The sequence below is a fragment of the Micromonospora sp. NPDC051141 genome (assembly GCF_044455765.1).
In the GTDB taxonomy this organism is placed as follows: Bacteria; Actinomycetota; Actinomycetes; order Mycobacteriales; family Micromonosporaceae; genus Micromonospora.
This window is the reverse complement of the sequence record NZ_JBITFD010000018.1, coordinates 1-19,274: the sequence shown is the minus strand read 5'-3', so window position 1 is coordinate 19,274 and position 19,274 is coordinate 1. Positions and strand designations below refer to the sequence as shown.

The window sequence follows — 19,274 nt, the reverse complement described above, 5'->3', positions numbered from 1 at the left end:
GGCGACATGAAGCCCAACATCCACCCGGAGTACGCGACCACCGAGGTCCGCTGCTCCTGCGGCAACACGTTCACGACCCGCAGCACCGCCAAGGGCGGCGCCATCAGCGTCGAGACCTGCAGCGCCTGCCACCCGTTCTACACCGGTAAGCAGCGCGTGCTGGACACCGCCGGTCGGGTCGCGAAGTTCCAGCAGAAGTACGCCAAGGTTCAGGCCAAGAAGGCCAAGTAGCTCCGTCGACGACGCCCGTGTCCGGCTCCGTGCCGGGCACGGGCGTTCGTCCGTTTCCACCCGGCGTCTTCTGAAGGAGCATCCGCAGCATGAGCAGTGAGCGCCTGGCCGCCCTCCTCGACGAGTACGCCGACCTGGAGAAGCGGCTGGCCGACCCGGCCATCCACGCCGACCAGGGCACCGCCCGGCGGGTCGGCCGGCGGTACGCCGAGCTGGTGCCGCTGCACAAGGCAGCCGGCGAACTGGAGCAGGCCCGTGCCGACCTGGTCGCCGCACGCGAACTGGCCGCCGAGGACCCGGCGTTCGCCGCCGAGGCGGACACCATCGCGGCCACCCTGCCGGCGCTCGAAGAACGGCTCGCCGAACTGCTCATCCCGCGTGACCCGCACGACGCGAAGGACGTGATCGTCGAGATCAAGGCCGGCGAGGGCGGTGAGGAGTCGGCGTTGTTCGCCGGTGACCTGCTGCGGATGTACACCAGGTACGCCGAGCGCCGGGGCTGGACCACCGAGGTGATCGACGCCCAGGATTCCGACCTCGGCGGGGTGAAGGACGTCTCGCTGGCGATCAAGACCAGAGGCGTGCCCGAGGGCGGCAACGGCGTCTGGTCCCGGCTCAAGTGGGAGGGCGGCGTACACCGGGTGCAACGCGTCCCGGTGACCGAGTCGCAGGGCCGGATCCACACCAGCGCGGCCGGCGTGCTGGTGCTGCCCGAGGCGGAGGACGTGGACGTCACCATCGACGCGAACGAGCTGCGGATCGACGTGTTCCGCTCGTCCGGGCCCGGCGGCCAGTCGGTCAACACTACCGACTCGGCGGTCCGGATCACCCACGTCCCGACCGGCATCGTGGTGTCCTGCCAGAACGAGAAGTCGCAGCTCCAGAACCGCGAGCAGGCGATGCGGATCCTGCGCGCCCGGCTGCTCGCCGCGGCCCAGGAGCAGGCCGACGCCGCCGCCTCGGACGCCCGCAAGGCGCAGGTCCGCACCGTGGACCGGTCGGAGCGGATCCGCACCTACAACTTCCCGCAGAACCGGATCACCGACCACCGGATCGGCTACACCGCGTACAACCTCGACCTGGCGCTGGCCGGCGAGCTGGACGGGGTGCTCGACGCGCTGACCGAGGCGGACCGCGCGGCCCGGCTGGCCGGCGAGACCGAACTGTCCCGCCGCTGAGGGGGCGTTGTCAACAGGGGGCCCGGCCCATACCGGAGGCGTTGACCGGGGGCCCCGCCTTACACCTCAGCTCGCGCGGAGGCGGTCCTTCGCGCGCAGCATCTCCCGGTCGGCCAGCTCGAACGCGGCGCCCAGCGCCTCCCGGACGCTGATCGTGGTGCTGCCGTCGACCTCCGCGAACCCGATGGTGACCCCGACCGGGGTGCCCGGGACCAGCGTGTCCCAGTCCTCGGTGCGGACGGCCGCCTCGATCCGGCGGGCTACCTCGACCGCCTCCGGCATGACGGTGTCGGGGAGCACCACGACGAACTCGTCGCCGCCGTATCGGGCCACGAAGTCGCCCCGCCGCATCACCCGGTTGATCACGCCGGCCACCCGTTGCAGCACCAGGTCGCCGGAGTGGTGGCCGTGCCGCGTGTTGACCGCCTTGAACCCGTCGAGGTCGCAGACGCCGATCACCACCCGCTCGCCCCGGGACACCACCGCGCCGAGGTAACGCTCCAGCCGGCGGCGGTTGGGCAGGCCGGTGAGCGGGTCGGTGAGCGCCTCGCCCTCGTACCGGGCGGCCTCGCGGCGCATCTCCTCGTGGTCGATCCGGGCGGCGATGCCGTCGATGTAGACGTCGCGCAGGCGGTCGCTGCGCCGGGCGGCCAGCCGGAACGCGTGCCGGTCGGCGCGGTGCGCGCCGGCGTGGTCGCCGGCCCGGGCCAGCGCGATGCTGCGCAGCCGGGGCGGCTCGGCCGCGCCGAGCGTCTCGTCGGAGGCCCGGACCGTGTCCAGCCGGGTGACCGCCTCGATCGGCCGGCCGGCGGCGACCGCCAGGCAGACCTGACCGAGCTGGCGCAGGTCGCGGGCGCGGGCGCTGTCCCCGCCGTGGCCGAGCAGGCGGTTCGGGTCGGCGTCCCCGGCGGACTCCACCCGGTCGCCGAGCGCGGCACGACGGGCGGCGGCGTAGCCGTAGGCGGTGAGGCTGCTGGGCCGCAGGTTGGCGGCCTGCCCGCCGCGCAGGAACCGGGCCAGGTCACCGGCCACGTCGCGCAGCACCCGCAGGCAGCCGTCGCTGTCGCCGTTGTGGTCCAGGGCCACCGCGTTGCGCAGTCGGATCCCCGGCGCGGCGAACGTCTCCTCCGGAATGCCCGCGCTCAGTCCGACCTCGCGGGCGCGTTCGATCGCGCCGAGCGCGTGGCCGTGGAAGCTGAGGTACGAGTACGCCATCGCCAGGTCGTGCCAGCCCCAGGCGGTGTCGCGGTCCGGCGTGTCGTCGGCGCCGAGCGCTCGGGCGGCCCGGACCAGGTGCATCACGCACCGGTCGAGCGCGCCCTGGTGGTGGGCGGCGAGCGCGGCCAGCGCGTTGAGGTGCCCGTGCAGGTAGGGCTCGGCCAGGTCGCGCACGGCGGCGGAGGCGTCCTCGACGGCCCTGGTGAACTCGGCGGTCCGACCGAGATTGATCAGCGCGGACAGGCGTTGCACAAGCGCGTCCGCGCGGGCGTACGGGTCGTCGGTGGTGCGGATCACGCGGTCGAGCAGCACGCACGCCTCGGCCGAACGGCTCGCCTCCTGCAACGCCCGGGCACGTCGGAGGGCGTCAACCTGGTCCTCGACCTGGTCGAGCCAGCCCACTCGCGACCTCCCTGACGTGTGCGCCCGGACGCACCCGCTCGTGTGGCGACCCGCGACGCTTCATGATTATTGCGTGAGCACACTCCCGCAACACCCGTCCGAAGGGACAGAACGCGAACGCGTCTCGCCGATGATCGCCCGCGCCACCCGGACACTGGCCGCCGCCGGCGTGGCGGCGCCGCGGGCGGAGGCCGAGCAGTTGGCCGCGTACGTGCTGGGGGTGCCGCGCGGCCGGCTGGCGCTGGCCGACGGGTTCACCGCGGTCCAACGTGACCGCCTGGCCGCGCTGCTCGACCGGCGGGTGGCCCGGGAGCCGTTGCAGCACCTCACCGGCGCGGCCGGCTTCCGGCACCTGGAGCTGGCGGTCGGGCCGGGGGTGTTCGTGCCCCGCCCGGAGACCGAACTGCTCGCCGGCTGGGGGGTCGAGGTGGCCCGGCAGCTCGCCGCGCCGCTCGTGGTCGACCTGTGCAGCGGCTCCGGCGCGATCGCGCTCGCGGTCGCCCAGGAGGTGCCGGCGGCCCGGGTGGTGGCGGTGGAACGCTCCCCGGCCGCGCTGGCCTGGCTGCGGCGCAACGCGGCCGGGCGGGCCGGCGCGGGGGACCGGCCGGTCGAGGTGGTGGTCGCCGACGTCACCGATCCGGACCTGCTGGCGGACCTGGCCGGCCGCGTCGACGTGCTGCTGTGCAACCCGCCGTACGTGCCGCGCGCGGTGACCGTGCCGCCGGAGGTGGCCGGCCACGACCCGGACGAGGCGGTGTTCGGCGGCGCGGACGGGCTGGACGTGATCCGGCCGGTGGTGGCCCGCGCCGCGACGCTGCTGCGTCCGGGCGGGGTGATCGGCGTCGAGCACGACGACACGCACGCCACGGCGGTGCCGGCCCTGCTCGCCGCCGACGGCCGGTACGCGCACGTGGCGGAGCACCGGGACCTGGCCGGGCGGCCCCGCTGGGCGACCGCGTCCCGGCGGGCGGACGGCCGACACGCCGACCCCGGCGCGGCGTGGCAGACTGACTCCTCGTGATGCTCTACGACTGTCGGTCGCCCGCCGACCGGGACCGCGGCATCGCCGCTGCCATCGAGGCCGTCAAGAACGGGGAACTCGTCGTCCTGCCGACCGACACGGTCTACGGCATCGGGGCGGACGCGTTCACGCCGTACGCGGTGAAGGCCCTGGCGGACACCAAGGGTGGCACCCGGCAGGCGCCGCCGGTGCTGATCGGCTCCCGGCACACCCTCGACGGCCTGGTCTTCTCGCTGCCGCAGGTGGCCCGCGACCTGGTCGAGGCGTTCTGGCCGGGCGCGTTGACGATCGTGGTGGAGCACTCGCCGAGCCTGGCCTGGGACCTCGGCGATACCAGCGGCACGGTGGCGGTGCGGATGCCGCTGCACCCGGTCGCGCTGGAGGTGCTGCGGGAGACCGGTCCGATGGCGGTCGCCTCGGCCAACAAGGTCGGCCAGCCCGCCGCGCTGACCGCCGAGGAGGCCCGCGACCAGCTCGGTTACGGCGTCCGGGCATACCTCGAGGCCGGGCCGGCGGTGGACCCGGTGCCGAGCACCATCGTCGACCTGACCGGCGAGGTGCCGCGGGTGCTGCGCCAGGGCGCGGTGTCGGTGGTGAAGCTGCGCGAGGTGGCGCCGGAACTCCTCGACGAGCGGGGGTTCTGAGTGCCGCCCTTCACCGTCCTGCACGTCTGCATGGGCAACATCTGCCGGTCGCCGATGGCCGAGCGGCTGCTGCTGCTCGCCGTGCGGGAGCGGCTGGCCCGGCTCGACGTCGACCCGGCCGGCTCGGACGCGCTGGTGCACAGCCACAGCGCCGGCACCGGCGGCTGGCACGCCGGCGAGGAGATGAACCCGCCGGCCGCGCGACAGGTGACCGCCCGCGGTGGTGACGTGGCTGGGTTCGCCGCGCGGCGGTTGCGCTCGGATCTGATCGACGCCGCCGACCTGGTGCTCACCGCCACCGCCGACCAGCAGGAGTACGTGGTGGCGCTGCGGCCGGACGCCGCCGGGCGCACGTTCGTGCTGGGCGAGTTCGGCCGGCTGCTGGGTGGGCTGGACCGGTCCGCCCTGCCGCCCGCCGGGCCGACCCCGGAGGCGGTGCACACCCGGGGGATGGCGCTGGTGGCCGCCGCCGACGCGGCCCGCCGGGGCGACCCGGCGTTGCCCACCGACGACCTGGACGACCCGTGGGGACGGGGCGACCAGTGTTTCAGCCGGGTGGCCGACGAGATCGAGGAGACGGTCCAGCCGCTGGCCGCCGCGTTGCTCCCCTGAGGTTCATCCTTTCTCGCGAACTTCCTGCGCATTTCAGCGAAGGTGCCGGCGAAAACGGCAAATCCGGTCATTCTTGACGGGTCCGTACGGCCGGCTCCTGCGGGGAGAGCTGATGAACCGCGCCCATCTCGACAAGCTGTTCACCGTGCTGCTCGCCGGCGTGCTCGCCGGACTGGCCCTGGCCGCCGCCGCGCTGCCGGCCGCGCTGGTCTTCGGGCTGGGCGTGAAGAACCTGATGCCGTACACCGAGCTGCCGGAGGCGCTCCGGGCGCCGCAACCGGCGCAACGCGCCAACCTGTACGCCAACGACGGCCGCACGCTGATCACCTCGTTCTACGTCGAGGACCGGGTGGACGTGCCGGTCGGCGACGTGGCGCCGGTGATGCGGGACGCCATCGTGGCCGCCGAGGACGTGCGCTTCTACGAGCATCACGGCGTCGACGTGCGGGGCGTGCTGCGGGCGTTGACGGCCAACCGCACGGAGGGCACCCGGCAGGGCGCCTCCACGCTGACCATGCAGTACGTGCGCAACGCGCTGGCCGGCGACCCCCGGCTGACCGAGGCGCAGCGGACCGCGGCCACCGAGATCACCGCCGGCCGCAAGATCCGTGAGATGCGGTACGCGCTGACGCTGGAACGCCAGGTCGGCAAGGACGAGATCCTCGGGCGCTACCTGAACATCGCGTACTTCGGCGCCGGGGCGTACGGCATCGCCGCCGCCAGCAAGCGCTACTTCTCCACCACGCCGGACCGGCTCACGCTCGCCCAGGCCGCGCTGCTCGCCGGGCTGGTGCGGGCGCCGGACCACGACGACCCGATCAACGGCGACGCCGGGGCGGCGCTGGACCGCCGGGCGTACGTGCTGGACCGGATGGTGGAGACCGGTCGGGCGAGCGCGGTGGAGGCGACCGCGGCCAAGGAGACCGCACTGGCCCTCAAGCCCAGCGCCACCCCGAACGACTGCGCCGCGGTGCCCGCCGGTCACAACGACTGGGGCTTCTTCTGCGACTGGTTCACCAAGTGGTGGAACGCCCAGCCGGCGTTCGGCAAGACCGTCGACGAACGGCAGCGGACGCTGCGCCGGGGCGGCTGGTCGATCGTCTCCTCGCTCGACCCGGACGTGCAGGCCAAGGCGAGCGAGCAGGTCCGGACGGTCTACCCGGAGACGATCGCGCGGGCCGCGCCGACCGCGGTGGTGCAGCCCGGCACCGGACGGGTGCTGGCCATGGCGGTCAACCGTGGCTACGGCGTGGGCGACAACCCGGCCGGGCAGCAGAACTACCCGAACACGGTCAACCAGCTCGTGGCCGGGGGCGGCGACATCACCGGCTACCAGGCCGGCTCCACGTTCAAGCTGTTCGCGCTGTTGGCCGCGCTGGAGTCCGGGCTGCCGCTGGACACCGAGTTCGACGCGCCCCGGGTGTACGTCACGAAGTACCCGATCTCCGGCGGCCCGGCCAGTTGCGGCGGCCGGTGGTGCCCGGCGAACGCCAACACGTACTGGATGGACGGCGACCGCGACATGTGGGACGCGTTCGGTCGCTCGGTGAACACGTACTTCGCCTGGCTGACCGAGCGGGTCGGCGCGGACCGGGTGGTCGAGATGGCCCAGCGGCTGGGCATCGTGTTCCGCGCGCCGCAGGACGCGAAGATGGCCCGGGACGGGGCGGCGAACTGGGGACCGTTCACCCTCGGCGTCTCCGCCACCACGCCGCTCGACCTGGCCAACGCGTACGCCACGGTGGCCGCTGAGGGGACCTGGTGCCGGCCCACCCCGGTCGTCTCGATCACGGACCCGACCGGCCGGCGGGTGGCCGCCGGGGACGCCGACTGCCGGCAGGTGCTGGACACCGAGGTGGCCCGCGCGGCGGCCGACGCCAGCCGCTGCCCGGTGGGCGACCAGTCGATGTACCGCAGGTGTGCCGGCGGCACGGCCGAGGAACTGGCTCCCGGTCTGCGTCGCCCGCTGGCCGGCAAGACCGGCAGTTCGGAGCGGAACGCCACGGAGACCGTTGTCGCGTTCACCCCGCAGCTCGCGGTGGCCACCATCGCCGCCAACCCGGACGACCCGCGCGACGCGGTCGGCGGCGGCGTGCAGAAGCGGCAGATCGCCGCCGTCGGCCGCATCCTCGCCTGGGCCCTGCGCGACCAGCCCGTCCGGGACTTCGTCCCCCCGGGCGAGGCGGTCGCCTTCCACCACACCACCCCCCGCACCGGCAACTGACCCCGTCCCCCTCGCCCCCACCCCCCACCCCACCCCAGGTCGGGCGCTGTTTCACGGAAAGAGTGGCCAAGCGGCCCGGAACAGCCACTCTTTCCGTGAAAGCGGTCGCTGAGGGGCGTGGGGTGGGAGGGGGGAGGGGAGGGGACCAGGGGGTCAGGGGGTGGGGTGTTCGGCGTTGCGGGCGATGTTGCGGGCCATGCCGCCGAACACGACGGCGTGGAACGGGGCGACCGAGGCCCAGTAGAGATGGCCGGGCAGGCCGTGCGGGAGGAAGACGGCGCGCTGGACGTACCGGCTGTGGCCGTCCTCGGCCGGCTCGGCGCGCATCTCCAGCCAGGCCCGGCCGGGCAGTCGCATCTCGGCGCGCAGCCGCAGCAGCTCGCCCGGGACGATCTCCTCCACCCGCCAGAAGTCCAGCGCCTCGCCGACCTGGAGCCGGTGCGGGTCGCGCCGGCCGCGGCGCAGCCCCACGCCGCCGACCAGCCGGTCCAGCCAGCCGCGCACGGACCAGGCCAGCGGGAACGAGTACCAGCCGTGCTCGCCACCGACACCCTCGATGACCCGCCACAGCGCCGCCGGTGGGGCGCCCACCTCCTGTTCCCGCAGGTCGGTGTAGGCGGTGCCGCCGGACCAGTCCGGGTCCGAGGGCAGCGGCTCGGCCGGCGCGTCCGGCCCGCTCGCGGTCGACCAGCGCGTCTCCACCTCCGCGTCGCGCACCTTGGCCAGCGCCAGGTCGACCGCCTGGTCGAAGCCGGTCAGCCCGTCGGGCGGGTCGGGCACGTATTGGGCGATGTCGTGCTCGTGCGCCACCGCCTCGTGAATCAGGCTCTCCACCAGCGGCCGGGCGATCGCGTTCGGCACCGGGGTGATCAGACCGACCCAGTGCGAGGAGAGCCCGGGGGTGAGCGGGCGCACCGGCAGGATGATCCGGGGCCGCAGCCCGGCCACCCGGGCGTAGCGCTGCATCATCTGCGCGAACGTCAGCACGTCCGGACCGGCGATGTCGAAGCCACGGTTCACCTCGGGCGGCAGGTGCGCGCAGCCGGCCAGGTAGCGCAGCACGTCCCGGACCGCGATCGGCTGGATCCGGTTGCGTACCCAGCGGGGGGTGACCATCGCCGGCAGCCGCTCGGTCAGGTAGCGCAGCATCTCGAACGAGGCCGAACCGGAGCCGATGATCACCGCGGCCCGCAGCACCGCGGTCGGCACGCCGCTGTCGAGCAGGATGCGGGCCACCTCCGCCCGGGAACGCAGGTGCGCCGAGGGCAGGCCGTCCCGTTCCGCCGGCTCCGGCCCGCCGAGGTAGACGATCCGGCGTACGCCCGCGGCGCGCGCCGCCGCCGCGAAGTTCGTCGCCGCCTCCCGGTCGGCCGCCTCAAAGCCACGCTGGCCGAGCGAGTGGACCAGGTAGTACGCGACGTCCACGCCCTCGAACGCGGCCGGCAGCGTCTCCGGCCGGCGCAGGTCGCCCTCGACGATCTCCGCGTCGGCGGCCCAGGGCACGTCGCGCAGCCGCCCGGCCGTGCGGGCCAGGCAGCGCACGGTGTGCCCCTCGGTCAGGAGGCGGGGCGCGAGGCGCCCGCCGATGTAGCCGGTGGCACCGGTGACGAGGCATCTCACGGGCTCCAGTGTGCGGCTCCGTAGACTCCTTCGCTGTGGAGAACGCGAGGGAGCGGCAGATGACCACGGTGTTCCCGGCGTACCCCCGTGGCTGAGTCGGGGACGCGTGCGGCGGAGGCGATCGCGGACCGTGGGTGGCGACTGCGTCACCTGCCCGTCCTGCTGGCCGCGGTGGCCGTGCTGGCCGCGGTGGCGGCGGTGGCCGGCGGGATGTGGCGTGGCGCGGACGGCGCGCTCGGCGCGGCCGGCGGGGTGGCCGTCACGGCGGCCAGCTACACGCTCACCACCGTGGTGCTGGCCTGGGCCGACGCCCGCGACCCGCAGCTCGTGCTGCCGTTCGGGCTGGGCCTCTACGTGGCCAAGATGACCGCGCTCGGCGGCGTGCTGGTGCTTGTCGCCTCCACCGGCTGGCCCGGGCTGATCCCGTTCTGCCTGGGCCTCGCGGCGGGCGTGGTGATCTGGACCGGCGTGCACATCTGGTGGCTCGCCACCGTCCACGCGCGACGGGTCGCGCGCTGACCCGTCCCATCTTTCGGACGACGCGCCACGGCGTCCGCGATCGGTCATTCTCTCAGTGGCGCGGGAGGAGTACGGTGCCTCCAGACGACTTCGCCCGCCCGTGTCCCACACAACCAGGTTGTGCGGGGGGTGAGGCACAACCTCTTCTGCCTTGCTGATATCGTTCGCCCCGTCATGGCCGGTGACCAGAAACCCCCCAACGCTGGCGGCTCGGGCGACGTTCCGTCCGGTGCCGGTCAGGGTTGGACCGCGCTCTCATACCTCATCGGGGGCATGCTCGTCTGGGGTTTCGTCGGCTGGCTGGTCGACCGTTGGCTCGATACCGGCGGCGTCGCCACCGGCATCGGGGTCGTGCTCGGCATGGCCGGGGGCATCATCCTGGTCGTCCGCCGGCTGGGCACGCCTACATAGGAAGGGACGCGGTGTTCGGACAGGCGAACGTCCTGGCTCAGGGCCAGGCGGAATTCCCACCGAGCGTGGGGGACTTCTACCTGCCCAGCATCCTGCCCTGGGGTGCGGAGAACTCGTACTGGTTCACCAAGATCACGGCGATGGTGTGGGTCGCTGTCGGCATCTTGATCATCTTCTTCCTGGTCAGCTACCGGAAGCCGCAGCTCGTCCCCACCAAGAAGCAGTGGTTCGCCGAGTCGATCTACGGCTTCGTCCGCAACAACATCGCGGTGGACATGATCGGGCACGCGGGGGTGCGGTTCGCGCCGTACTTCACCACGCTCTTCTGCTTCATCCTGCTGACGAACTTCTTCGCGATCGTGCCGTTCTTCCAGATCTCGCCGAACTCGCACATCGCGTTCCCGGCCTTCCTCGCCGTGATCAGCTACGTGATGTTCAACTACGTCGGCATCCGGCACCACGGCTTCGTGAAGTACTTCAAGAACTCTCTGGTTCCGCCGGCGCCCTGGTTCATCCTGCCGCTGCTGATCCCGATCGAGCTCTTCTCGACGTTCATCGTCCGGCCGTTCTCGCTCGCCGTCCGTCTCTTCGCGAACATGTTCGCCGGCCACATGCTCCTGCTGGTCTTCACGCTCGGCGGGTTCGCCATGATCAGCGCCAACGCCTGGTTGGCGCCGGTGTCGGTGCTGTCCTGGACGATGACGGTCGCGCTGACCTTCCTCGAGTTCCTGGTGATCTGTCTGCAGGCGTACGTCTTCACGGTGCTGACCGCCAGCTACGTGCAGGGCGCGCTCGCCGACGAGCACTGATCCGATCTTTCGCACCAACCGTTGTCGTCCCGCGTGAGAGTCACGCGTGATAACCAGGAGGAACCAACCAATGGACATCTACGCCGCGGTAGAGGGCAGCACCGCCGCCATCGGCTACGGTCTCGCGGCCATCGGCCCGGGCATCGGCGTGGGCCTGGTCTTTTCGGCCTACATCCAGTCGACCGCCCGCCAGCCGGAGTCGTCCCGGATGACCCTGCCCTACGTCTGGATCGGCTTCGCCGTCATCGAGGCGCTGGCGCTGCTGGGCATCGCGTTCGGCTTCATCTGGCAGGGCCAGCTCTAATCCAGCCCCCCTTCGACCGGGAGGTCTTCCATGTTTTTCCTCGCCGCTGAGGGTGGTGAGACGACCCACAACCCGATCATCCCTGTCTGGCAGGAGATCGTGGTCGGTGGCGTCGCCTTCATCGTGCTCTGCATCGTGCTGATGAAGTTCGTCTTCCCGCGCATGGAGCAGACGTTCCAGGCCCGGGTGGACGCGATCGAGGGCGGCATCAAGCGCGCCGAGGCCGCCCAGGCCGAGGCGAACCAGCTGCTCGAGCAGTACCGCGCCCAGCTCGCCGAGGCGCGTACCGACGCCGCCCGGATCCGGGACGACGCCCGGGCCGACGCCGAGGGCATCCGTCAGGACATCCTCGCCAAGGCGCGCGAGGAGTCCGACCGGGTCATCGCCGCCGGCAAGGAGCAGCTCCAGGCCGAGCGGGCCACCATCGTGCGTGAGCTGCGCACCGAGATGGGCACCATCGCGGTGGACCTGGCCAGCAAGATCGTCGGTGAGTCGCTGGCCGACGAGGCGCGTCGCAAGGGCACCGTCGACCGGTTCCTGAGCGGTCTCGAGAGCACGGGGGCCCGCTGATGCAGGCCGCCAGCCGGGAGTCGTACGCCGCCGGGGTCGAACGCCTCGACGCGTACGTCCGCGGCGCGGAGCCGTCGGCGGTGGCCTCCACCGCCGACGACATCCTCTCCGTCGCCGCCCTGCTGCGGCGCGAGCCGCGGCTGCGCCGGGCGCTCTCCGACCCGGCCCGCTCCGGTGCGGACCGCACGGCCCTGCTGACCGGGATCCTCAGCGGCAAGGTCGGCGCGGAGGCGCTCGACCTGCTCACCGCGCTGGTCGCCGGTCGCTGGTCGACCCCGTCGGAACTGCTCGACGGCGTCGAGCGGCTGGGCGTGGAGGCGCTCCTGGCGAGCGCCGACTCGGCCGGCGAGCTGGGTGAGGTCGAGGACGAGCTGTTCCGCTTCGGGCAGGTCGTCTCCGGCTCCGCCGAGCTGTCCAACGCGCTCTCCGACCCGATGGCCCCGGCCGAGCGGCGGTCCGGCCTCGCCGGCCAACTGCTCGCCGGCAAGGCCCGTCCGGTCACCGTCCGCCTCGTCGAGGTCGCGCTCGCGGGCTTCGGGGGCCGCTCCTTCGGCGGCGCGCTCACCCGGCTGGTCGAGCTGGCCGCGGACCGGCGGGACCGTCAGGTCGCGTACGTGACCGTGGCGGCCCCGCTCACCGAGGAGGAGGAGCGACGCCTCGGTGCCCGCCTCTCCGGCATGTACGGTCGGGAGGTGTCCGTCAAGCAGACGGTCGACCCCGACGTGCTCGGCGGGGTGCGCGTACGGGTCGGCTCCGACCTGTACGACGGCACCGTCCTGCGCCGCCTCAACGAGACCCGCAACGCGCTCGCGAAGCGCTGACCAGCGTCTTGCAGCCCTGATTTCGACGCCATCGGACCGGTCGGTACCTGGTATCCCGGGCCCCTGAACTTTAAGGAAGCAGAGGATGGCCGAGCTGACCATCTCGACGGAGGAGATCCGCGGCGCCCTGGAGCGCTACGTCTCCTCCTACACGGCCGACGTCTCCCGTGAGGAGGTCGGCACCGTCGCCGACGCCGGCGACGGCATCGCCCACGTCGAGGGTCTGCCCTCGACCATGACCAACGAGCTCCTGGAGTTCGAGGACGGCACGCTCGGCGTGGCGCTGAACCTCGACGTGCGCGAGATCGGTGTCGTCGTCCTCGGCGACTTCGGCGGAATCGAAGAGGGTCAGCGCGTCAAGCGCACCGGCCGGGTGCTCTCCGTGCCGGTCGGCGACGCGTTCCTCGGCCGCGTGGTCAACGCGCTCGGCGAGCCGATCGACGGCATCGGCGACATCGCCAACGAGGGCTTCCGCGAGCTGGAGCTCCAGGCCCCGAACGTGATGGCCCGCCAGTCCGTCTTCGAGCCGCTGCAGACCGGTATCAAGGCCATCGACGCGATGACCCCGGTCGGCCGTGGCCAGCGGCAGCTGATCATCGGTGACCGCAAGACCGGCAAGACCACCGTCGCGCTGGACGCCATCCTGAACCAGCGGGACAACTGGCGCTCCGGCGACCCGACGAAGCAGGTCCGCTGCATCTACGTCGCGATCGGCCAGAAGGCTTCCACCATCGCCTCCATCAAGGGGACGCTGGAGGACGCGGGCGCGATGGAGTACACCACCATCGTCGCCTCCCCGGCGTCCGACCCGGCCGGCTTCAAGTACCTCGCCCCCTACACCGGCTCGTCCATCGGGCAGCACTGGATGTACGGCGGCAAGCACGTCCTGATCGTCTTCGACGACCTGAGCAAGCAGGCCGAGGCGTACCGGGCCGTGTCGCTGCTGCTGCGCCGCCCGCCGGGCCGTGAGGCGTACCCGGGTGACGTCTTCTACCTGCACTCCCGCCTGCTGGAGCGCTGCGCGAAGCTCTCCGACGAGCTGGGCGGCGGCTCGATGACCGGCCTGCCGATCATCGAGACCAAGGCGAACGACATCTCGGCGTTCATCCCGACCAACGTCATCTCGATCACCGACGGTCAGATCTTCCTCGAGACCGACCTGTTCAACCAGGGCGTCCGGCCGGCCATCAACGTCGGCACCTCGGTCTCCCGGGTCGGCGGCGCCGCGCAGGTGAAGCCGATGAAGAAGGTCGCCGGCTCGCTGCGGCTCAACCTGGCCCAGTTCCGTGAGCTGGAGGCGTTCGCCGCCTTCGCCTCCGACCTGGACCGCGCCTCGCAGAACCAGCTCGCCCGTGGCTCCCGCCTGGTCGAGCTGCTCAAGCAGCCGAACTACTCGCCGTACCCGGTGAACGAGCAGGTCGTCTCCGTCTGGGCCGGCACCGAGGGCAAGCTGGACGACGTCCCGGTCGGCGAGGTCCGCCGCTTCGAGGCGGAGTTCCTCCAGTACCTCCGGCACAAGCACGAGGGCGTGCTGGCCTCGATCGCGGACAACAAGTGGGGCGACGACATCATCGCCTCGCTGGACTCGGCCATCGCCGAGTTCAAGCAGGTCTTCCTGGGCAAGGACGACGAGGTCCGCGTCAACGAGGCCCCGGCCGAGCCGCTGGAGGGTGAGCAGACCCGCGAGACGGTGACCCGCTTCCGCGACGGCACCACCGACCGCCCCGCCGAGAGCTGATCCGATGGCCGCCCAGGTACGCGTTCTCCGACAGCGGATCCGTTCCGCCAAGGGGATGAAGAAGATCACCAAGGCGATGGAGCTCGTCGCGACGAGCCGCATCGCCAAGGCCCAGGCCAAGGTGGCGGCCTCGCTGCCGTACGCCGAGGCGATCACCGGCGTGCTGACGGCGCTGGCCTCCAACGCGCGGATCGACCACCCGCTGCTCACCCCGCGTGAGCGGGTGCGGCGGGCGGGCGTCCTGCTGGTCACCGCCGACCGGGGTCTGGCCGGCGGGTACAGCTCGAACGCGATCCGGACCGCCGAGTCGCTGATCGCCCGGCTGCGCGCCGACGGCAAGGAGCCGGTGCTCTACGTCATCGGTCGCAAGGGCGTGGCGTTCTACCGGTTCCGCAACCGGGAGATCGCCGGGAGCTGGACGGGCTTCTCCGAGCAGCCGTCGTTCGACGACGCCCGCGAGGTCGGTGACACGCTGATCAAGGCGTTCACCGCCGGCGCGGACGACGCGGACGGCCACGCCGGGGCGGACGGGATCCTCGGCGTGGACGAGCTGCACATCGTCTACACCGAGTTCAAGTCCCTGATGACGCAGAACCCGGTGACCCGGATCGTCGGCCCGATGCAGGTCGAGGACCGGCCGCGGTCCGAGGGCCTGCTGCCGGCGTACGAGTTCGAGCCGGAGCCGGAGTCGCTGCTCGACGCGCTGCTGCCGAAGTACATCAACACGCGGATCTACGCGGCGTTGCTGGAGTCGGCGGCGAGCGAGTCGGCCGCCCGTCGGCGGGCGATGAAGAGCGCCACCGACAACGCCGAAGAGATGATCGAGAAGTACACGCGTGAGATGAACTCGGCCCGTCAGGCCGGGATCACCCAGGAGATCAGTGAGATCGTCGGCGGCGCGAACGCGCTGGCCGCGTCGGGAAGTGAAGTGTGATGACTGTATCCGCAGTGGAGACCAAGACGGCCACGGGTCGCGTGGTCCGGGTCATCGGCCCGGTCGTCGACGCCGAGTTCCCGCGCGACGCCATGCCGGGTCTGTTCAACGCCCTGCACGTCGACGTGACGCTCTCCGGCGGTGAGAAGACGCTGACCCTGGAGGTCGCCCAGCACCTGGGTGACAACCTGGTCCGCGCCATCTCCATGCAGCCGACCGACGGCCTGGTCCGTGGCGCCGACGTCCGGGACACCGGCGCGCCGATCAGCGTGCCGGTGGGCGACGCGGTCAAGGGCCACGTGTTCAACGCGATCGGCGAGTGCCTCAACCTCACCGAGGGCGAGACCATCCAGGCCGACGACCACTGGGGCATCCACCGCAAGGCTCCGGCCTTCGCGGACCTGGAGCCGAAGACCGAGATGCTGGAGACCGGCATCAAGGTCATCGACCTGCTCGCCCCGTACGTCAAGGGCGGCAAGATCGGCCTGTTCGGCGGCGCCGGCGTGGGCAAGACGGTGCTCATCCAGGAGATGATCACCCGGGTGGCCCGGAACTTCGGTGGTACCTCGGTCTTCGCCGGCGTGGGTGAGCGCACCCGCGAGGGCAACGACCTCATCGCCGAGATGACCGAGTCCGGCGTCATCGACAAGACCGCGCTGGTCTACGGCCAGATGGACGAGCCGCCGGGCACCCGGCTGCGGGTCGCGCTCTCCGCGCTCACCATGGCGGAGTACTTCCGCGACGTGAAGAAGCAGGAGGTGCTGCTCTTCATCGACAACATCTTCCGCTTCACCCAGGCCGGTTCCGAGGTCTCCACGCTGCTCGGCCGCATGCCGAGCGCCGTGGGTTACCAGCCGACCCTGGCCGACGAGATGGGCGAGCTCCAGGAGCGGATCACCTCCGTCCGGGGCCAGGCCATCACCTCGATGCAGGCGATCTACGTGCCCGCCGACGACTACACCGACCCGGCGCCGGCCACCACGTTCGCCCACCTCGACGCGACCACCAACCTGGAGCGGTCGATCTCCGACAAGGGCATCTACCCGGCCGTGGACCCGCTGGCGTCCTCGTCCCGGATCCTCGCCCCGGAGTTCGTCGGCGAGGACCACTTCGCCGTCGCCACCGAGGTGAAGCGGATCCTTCAGCGCTACAAGGACCTGCAGGACATCATCGCCATCCTGGGCATCGAGGAGCTCTCCGAGGAGGACAAGCTCACCGTCGGCCGTGCCCGCCGGATCGAGCGGTTCCTCTCGCAGAACACCTACGCCGCCGAGCAGTTCACCGGCGTGCCGGGCTCGACGGTCCCGATCGCGGAGACCATCGACGCCTTCCGCCGGATCAGCGAGGGGGAGTTCGACCACTTCCCGGAGCAGGCGTTCTTCATGTGCGGCGGCCTGGAGGACCTCAAGGCCAAGGCCGAGGAGCTGATGGGTGAGGAGGGCTGAGAGCCCGCTCACACCACGAAGGCCGTCCCGACACCTCGTCGGGGCGGCCTTCGCCTGTTCACGACCGGTCCGTACCAGACGTCCGGTTGGCCGGCAAGCGGTTCGCCGAAGCGCGCGGTACCGTTCGTGACACGAATTCGCGTCACCGTCGTTGATCTCTGCAACGAAACGGACCCCTGCGCCCGTCTCCTCTTCGTGGGCGCGACGATAGGAGATGCTCGTGGGTAAGGGCGGCACGGACCGGGGCAAGCGGTCCATGTGGCGTGGCGTGCCGCGGTGGGCCCGGATCAGCACCATCCTCGGCATCGTCATGATGGTGCTCAGCGGCTCGGTGCTGGTGGGCTACCACACGCTCGTCGCGCGCTACGAGGGTGCGGTCGGCAAGGGCGACCTCTTCGGTGACCAGGCCGCCGGCGCCACCGAGAAGAAGAGCGACATCAAGGGCCCGCTCAACATCCTGCTCGTCGGCATCGACCCCCGCACCTCGACGGCCCGCCCGCTCTCCGACTCGATCATGATCCTGCACGTGCCGGCCGGCATGGACCGCGGCTACCTCTTCTCGCTCCCGCGCGACCTGCGGGTGGACATCCCGGCCTTCGCGAAGGCCGACTACGCCGGCGGCACCGACCGGATCAACGCCGCCATGTCGCACGGCAGCAACGTGCCGGGGAAGAACCCGAGCGCCGCGCAGGGCTTCGAACTGCTCGCCAAGACCGTCCAGGGGGTCACCGGCATCAAGCGCTTCGACGCCGGCGCGATCATCAACTTCAGCGGGTTCAAGAAGATCGTGGACGCGATGGGCGGCGTCGACATGTACATCGAGCGCGACGTGAAGTCCGAGCACCTCCAGCCGGACGGCAAGCCGCGCCAGCTCAAGCCCGGCGGGGGCGGCTACCTCGGCCCGCAGGCCCGGTACGAGAAGGGCGACGCCCACCTCACCGGCTGGCAGGCGCTTGACTACGTCCGGCAGCGCTACCCCAAGAACGGCGTGCCGGACGCGGACTACGGCCGGCAGCGGCACCAGCAGCAGTTCGTCAAGGCGATGGTGAGCCAGGCGTTCAGCGCCGACGTGGTGGCCAACCCGGTCAAGCTGGACCGGGTGCTGCGGGCCGCCGGGCAGTCGCTCGTCTTCAACGGCCGGGGCAACAGCGTGGTCGACTTCGGCCTCGCGCTCAAGGACATCCGTCCCGACGCCATCGAGACGATCAAGCTGCCCGGCGGGCCGATCGGGAGCGGCAGCGCCTACCGGGGCGAACAGCTCCTCGCGCCGGCCGACGACTTCTTCGCCGCCCTGCGTGCCGAGCAGTTGGACGCGTTCCTGCTGGAGCACCCCGACTTCAAGCAGAAGAGCCAGTAGCCTGAACGGGTGCGGGGCACCGTGGTCCGGCTCTCACCACCCGCGTTGGGTGGCGCTCGGGGTCGCGACTAGACTTTCGGCAATCCGCCGCCGCAGCAAGGAGACAGCGTGGCACAGCAGCTTCACGTCGAGCTCGTAGCCGTCGAGGAGAAGGTCTGGACCGGTGAGGCCGAGATGGTCGTCGCCCGGACGACCGAGGGTGAGCTCGGTGTGCTGCCGGGGCACGCGCCGCTGCTCGGCCAGCTCGCGGAGCCCAGCCAGGTGCGCATCAAGCAGGCCGGTGGCCAGCAGGTCGCGTACGACGTCGCCGGCGGCTTCCTGTCGGTCACCGGTGAGGGCGTGACCGTCCTCGCCGAGAGCGCCACCCCGGCCACTCCGGCCCGCTGAGCCGACCCGCCGATGGAGATCGTGGAAGGGATCGGAATCGGCGTCGCGGTCGTCGTCGTCGCGCTTCTGATCCTCTTCATCCGGCGGGCCCTGTTCACCCGTAGCGGGGGAATCATCCGGCTGAGCGTCCGGGTCACCACGATGCTCGACGGCCGTGGTTGGTCACCCGGCTTCGGCCGGTTCGCCGGCGATCAGCTCCGCTGGTACCGCATGTTCAGCTTCGCGCTCCGCCCGAAGCGGGTGCTCTCCCGCAAGGGGCTGGCGGTGGAGCGTCGCCGACTGCCCGAGGGGCAGGAGCGCTTCTCCATGCCGGCCGACTGGGTGATCCTGCGCTGTACCAGCGACCATGCTCCGGTCGAGATCGCCATGGCGCGATCCACGGTCACCGGCTTCCTCTCCTGGCTCGAGGCCGCCCCTCCGGGGGCGGTCTCGCCACGTCTGGCCTCCCAGGACTGGCCCGCCGCCTAACGCCCCCGCCCCCGCCCGCCCGGCCCCCGCACCGCGCGATCTTGCAGTTGTCGCCCTCCCATAACGGCACAAAAGCGACGTTGCGCAGGCAGCAACTGCAAGATCGGCGAGCGGGGGGTGGAGGAGTCACGCTCGGGGTGTGCCCGACTGGGTGGGATGTCCGGTTTTGGGGTGGTGGGCGGCACGCTCGCGGCGGAATCGTCGGCGGGGTGGCGGCGTTGTATCCCGGTGCACGGCCGAGGAAGGTAAGCGGCCCCCGCCGCCGGCCCCGCCCGGGAATGACGGTGGGTCTCCGGTCGTTGCACTCACTTCCGGCGCCGCGATTGAGGCCCCCGCCCCGCGAGCAGCCAGAACTTGTCTT

At 71.8% G+C, this 19,274-nt stretch carries 20 protein-coding genes; 18 read left to right on the top strand and 2 right to left on the bottom strand.

Annotation, left to right across the window (positions count from 1 at the left end; translation table 11 throughout):
* The first annotated feature begins 6 nt into the window (after positions 1 to 6).
* Together rpmE and prfA are read left to right on the top strand one after the other, a co-directional pair.
* On the top strand, positions 7 to 231 hold the full coding sequence (rpmE, locus tag ACIA6B_RS27935; protein ID WP_073828674.1) for a 50S ribosomal protein L31: 225 nt from the start codon (positions 7 to 9) through the stop codon (positions 229 to 231).
* Positions 232 to 320: 89 nt separating this feature from the next.
* Entirely contained in the window at positions 321 to 1,409 is a 1,089-nt protein-coding gene (gene prfA / locus ACIA6B_RS27930; protein WP_396777798.1) for a peptide chain release factor 1, read from the top strand.
* Between the two features lie 66 nt (positions 1,410 to 1,475).
* On the opposite strand, the gene ACIA6B_RS27925 is transcribed toward prfA, so the two are convergent.
* Positions 1,476 to 3,029, bottom strand: coding sequence for a GGDEF domain-containing protein (locus ACIA6B_RS27925; protein WP_281937623.1), 1,554 nt, complete (start codon positions 3,027 to 3,029; stop codon positions 1,476 to 1,478).
* Between the two features lie 130 nt (positions 3,030 to 3,159).
* Here ACIA6B_RS27925 and prmC point away from each other — a divergent pair, with 130 nt between their 5' ends.
* The 4 genes from prmC to ACIA6B_RS27905 all read left to right on the top strand — a co-directional run bounded on the left by prmC (position 3,160) and on the right by ACIA6B_RS27905 (position 7,530).
* Positions 3,160 to 4,050: a peptide chain release factor N(5)-glutamine methyltransferase gene (gene prmC / locus ACIA6B_RS27920; protein ID WP_396777991.1), complete on the top strand. Its 891-nt coding sequence runs from the start codon at positions 3,160 to 3,162 to the stop codon at positions 4,048 to 4,050.
* Positions 4,050 to 4,694, top strand: a complete 645-nt coding sequence (locus ACIA6B_RS27915; protein WP_396777796.1) for an L-threonylcarbamoyladenylate synthase — start codon at positions 4,050 to 4,052, stop codon at positions 4,692 to 4,694. The genes prmC and ACIA6B_RS27915 overlap by 1 nt, the downstream gene beginning before the upstream one ends.
* On the top strand, positions 4,695 to 5,306 hold the full coding sequence (locus ACIA6B_RS27910; RefSeq protein WP_396777794.1) for a phosphotyrosine protein phosphatase: 612 nt from the start codon (positions 4,695 to 4,697) through the stop codon (positions 5,304 to 5,306). It abuts the gene before it with no gap.
* 112 nt (positions 5,307 to 5,418) lie between these two features.
* A complete protein-coding gene (locus ACIA6B_RS27905; RefSeq protein WP_396777793.1) occupies positions 5,419 to 7,530 on the top strand; it encodes a transglycosylase domain-containing protein in 2,112 nt (703 codons plus the stop codon).
* A gap of 153 nt (positions 7,531 to 7,683) precedes the next feature.
* On the opposite strand, the gene ACIA6B_RS27900 is transcribed toward ACIA6B_RS27905, so the two are convergent.
* Positions 7,684 to 9,150: an SDR family oxidoreductase gene (locus ACIA6B_RS27900; protein ID WP_396777791.1), complete on the bottom strand. Its 1,467-nt coding sequence runs from the start codon at positions 9,148 to 9,150 to the stop codon at positions 7,684 to 7,686.
* An 87-nt stretch (positions 9,151 to 9,237) separates the two neighbouring features.
* Here ACIA6B_RS27900 and ACIA6B_RS27895 point away from each other — a divergent pair, with 87 nt between their 5' ends.
* The 12 genes from ACIA6B_RS27895 (at position 9,238) to ACIA6B_RS27840 (ending at position 18,913) form a co-directional block, all read left to right on the top strand.
* Positions 9,238 to 9,669, top strand: a complete 432-nt coding sequence (locus tag ACIA6B_RS27895; protein WP_396777789.1) for a hypothetical protein — start codon at positions 9,238 to 9,240, stop codon at positions 9,667 to 9,669.
* Positions 9,670 to 9,843: 174 nt separating this feature from the next.
* Positions 9,844 to 10,080 (top strand): AtpZ/AtpI family protein, encoded by a 237-nt coding sequence (locus tag ACIA6B_RS27890; protein ID WP_107157102.1) that lies wholly within the window; start codon positions 9,844 to 9,846, stop codon positions 10,078 to 10,080.
* Between the two features lie 11 nt (positions 10,081 to 10,091).
* Positions 10,092 to 10,889, top strand: coding sequence for a F0F1 ATP synthase subunit A (gene atpB, locus ACIA6B_RS27885; RefSeq protein ID WP_396777787.1), 798 nt, complete (start codon positions 10,092 to 10,094; stop codon positions 10,887 to 10,889).
* A gap of 70 nt (positions 10,890 to 10,959) precedes the next feature.
* A complete protein-coding gene (locus tag ACIA6B_RS27880; protein ID WP_091571232.1) occupies positions 10,960 to 11,193 on the top strand; it encodes an ATP synthase F0 subunit C in 234 nt (77 codons plus the stop codon).
* Positions 11,194 to 11,223: 30 nt separating this feature from the next.
* Entirely contained in the window at positions 11,224 to 11,763 is a 540-nt protein-coding gene (locus ACIA6B_RS27875) for a F0F1 ATP synthase subunit B (RefSeq protein WP_396777785.1), read from the top strand.
* Entirely contained in the window at positions 11,763 to 12,584 is an 822-nt protein-coding gene (locus tag ACIA6B_RS27870; protein ID WP_107156994.1) for a F0F1 ATP synthase subunit delta, read from the top strand. The genes ACIA6B_RS27875 and ACIA6B_RS27870 overlap by 1 nt, the downstream gene beginning before the upstream one ends.
* A gap of 85 nt (positions 12,585 to 12,669) precedes the next feature.
* The gene (gene atpA, locus ACIA6B_RS27865) at positions 12,670 to 14,322 is read left to right on the top strand and encodes a F0F1 ATP synthase subunit alpha (protein ID WP_396777783.1); all 1,653 of its coding nucleotides are present in this window, start codon (positions 12,670 to 12,672) and stop codon (positions 14,320 to 14,322) included.
* Positions 14,323 to 14,326: 4 nt separating this feature from the next.
* Positions 14,327 to 15,256: a F0F1 ATP synthase subunit gamma gene (locus ACIA6B_RS27860; RefSeq protein WP_107156996.1), complete on the top strand. Its 930-nt coding sequence runs from the start codon at positions 14,327 to 14,329 to the stop codon at positions 15,254 to 15,256.
* Positions 15,256 to 16,701, top strand: coding sequence for a F0F1 ATP synthase subunit beta (atpD, locus tag ACIA6B_RS27855; protein ID WP_107156997.1), 1,446 nt, complete (start codon positions 15,256 to 15,258; stop codon positions 16,699 to 16,701). Before ACIA6B_RS27860 ends, atpD begins: the two co-directional genes overlap by 1 nt.
* 214 nt (positions 16,702 to 16,915) lie before the next feature.
* Positions 16,916 to 18,058 (top strand): LCP family protein, encoded by a 1,143-nt coding sequence (locus ACIA6B_RS27850; protein WP_396777781.1) that lies wholly within the window; start codon positions 16,916 to 16,918, stop codon positions 18,056 to 18,058.
* 108 nt (positions 18,059 to 18,166) lie between these two features.
* Positions 18,167 to 18,445, top strand: coding sequence for a F0F1 ATP synthase subunit epsilon (locus ACIA6B_RS27845; RefSeq protein ID WP_047893558.1), 279 nt, complete (start codon positions 18,167 to 18,169; stop codon positions 18,443 to 18,445).
* Between the two features lie 12 nt (positions 18,446 to 18,457).
* On the top strand, positions 18,458 to 18,913 hold the full coding sequence (locus ACIA6B_RS27840) for a DUF2550 domain-containing protein (protein ID WP_396777779.1): 456 nt from the start codon (positions 18,458 to 18,460) through the stop codon (positions 18,911 to 18,913).
* Positions 18,914 to 19,274 lie beyond the last annotated feature (361 nt).

Bases quoted from the DNA above. Each gene is read 5' to 3' on its own strand.
- ACIA6B_RS27850 (WP_396777781.1), top strand. From the start codon at position 16,916: ATGCTCGTGGGTAAGGGCGGCACGGACCGGGGCAAGCGGTCCATGTGG.
- ACIA6B_RS27880 (WP_091571232.1), top strand. From the start codon at position 10,960: ATGGACATCTACGCCGCGGTAGAGGGCAGCACCGCCGCCATCGGCTAC.
- prfA (WP_396777798.1), top strand. From the start codon at position 321: ATGAGCAGTGAGCGCCTGGCCGCCCTCCTCGACGAGTACGCCGACCTG.
- ACIA6B_RS27870 (WP_107156994.1), top strand. From the start codon at position 11,763: ATGCAGGCCGCCAGCCGGGAGTCGTACGCCGCCGGGGTCGAACGCCTC.
- ACIA6B_RS27905 (WP_396777793.1), top strand. From the start codon at position 5,419: ATGAACCGCGCCCATCTCGACAAGCTGTTCACCGTGCTGCTCGCCGGC.
- ACIA6B_RS27840 (WP_396777779.1), top strand. From the start codon at position 18,458: ATGGAGATCGTGGAAGGGATCGGAATCGGCGTCGCGGTCGTCGTCGTC.
- ACIA6B_RS27860 (WP_107156996.1), top strand. From the start codon at position 14,327: ATGGCCGCCCAGGTACGCGTTCTCCGACAGCGGATCCGTTCCGCCAAG.
- atpA (WP_396777783.1), top strand. From the start codon at position 12,670: ATGGCCGAGCTGACCATCTCGACGGAGGAGATCCGCGGCGCCCTGGAG.
- ACIA6B_RS27875 (WP_396777785.1), top strand. From the start codon at position 11,224: ATGTTTTTCCTCGCCGCTGAGGGTGGTGAGACGACCCACAACCCGATC.
- ACIA6B_RS27915 (WP_396777796.1), top strand. From the start codon at position 4,050: ATGCTCTACGACTGTCGGTCGCCCGCCGACCGGGACCGCGGCATCGCC.
- prmC (WP_396777991.1), top strand. From the start codon at position 3,160: ATGATCGCCCGCGCCACCCGGACACTGGCCGCCGCCGGCGTGGCGGCG.
- rpmE (WP_073828674.1), top strand. From the start codon at position 7: ATGAAGCCCAACATCCACCCGGAGTACGCGACCACCGAGGTCCGCTGC.
- atpD (WP_107156997.1), top strand. From the start codon at position 15,256: ATGACTGTATCCGCAGTGGAGACCAAGACGGCCACGGGTCGCGTGGTC.
- ACIA6B_RS27890 (WP_107157102.1), top strand. From the start codon at position 9,844: ATGGCCGGTGACCAGAAACCCCCCAACGCTGGCGGCTCGGGCGACGTT.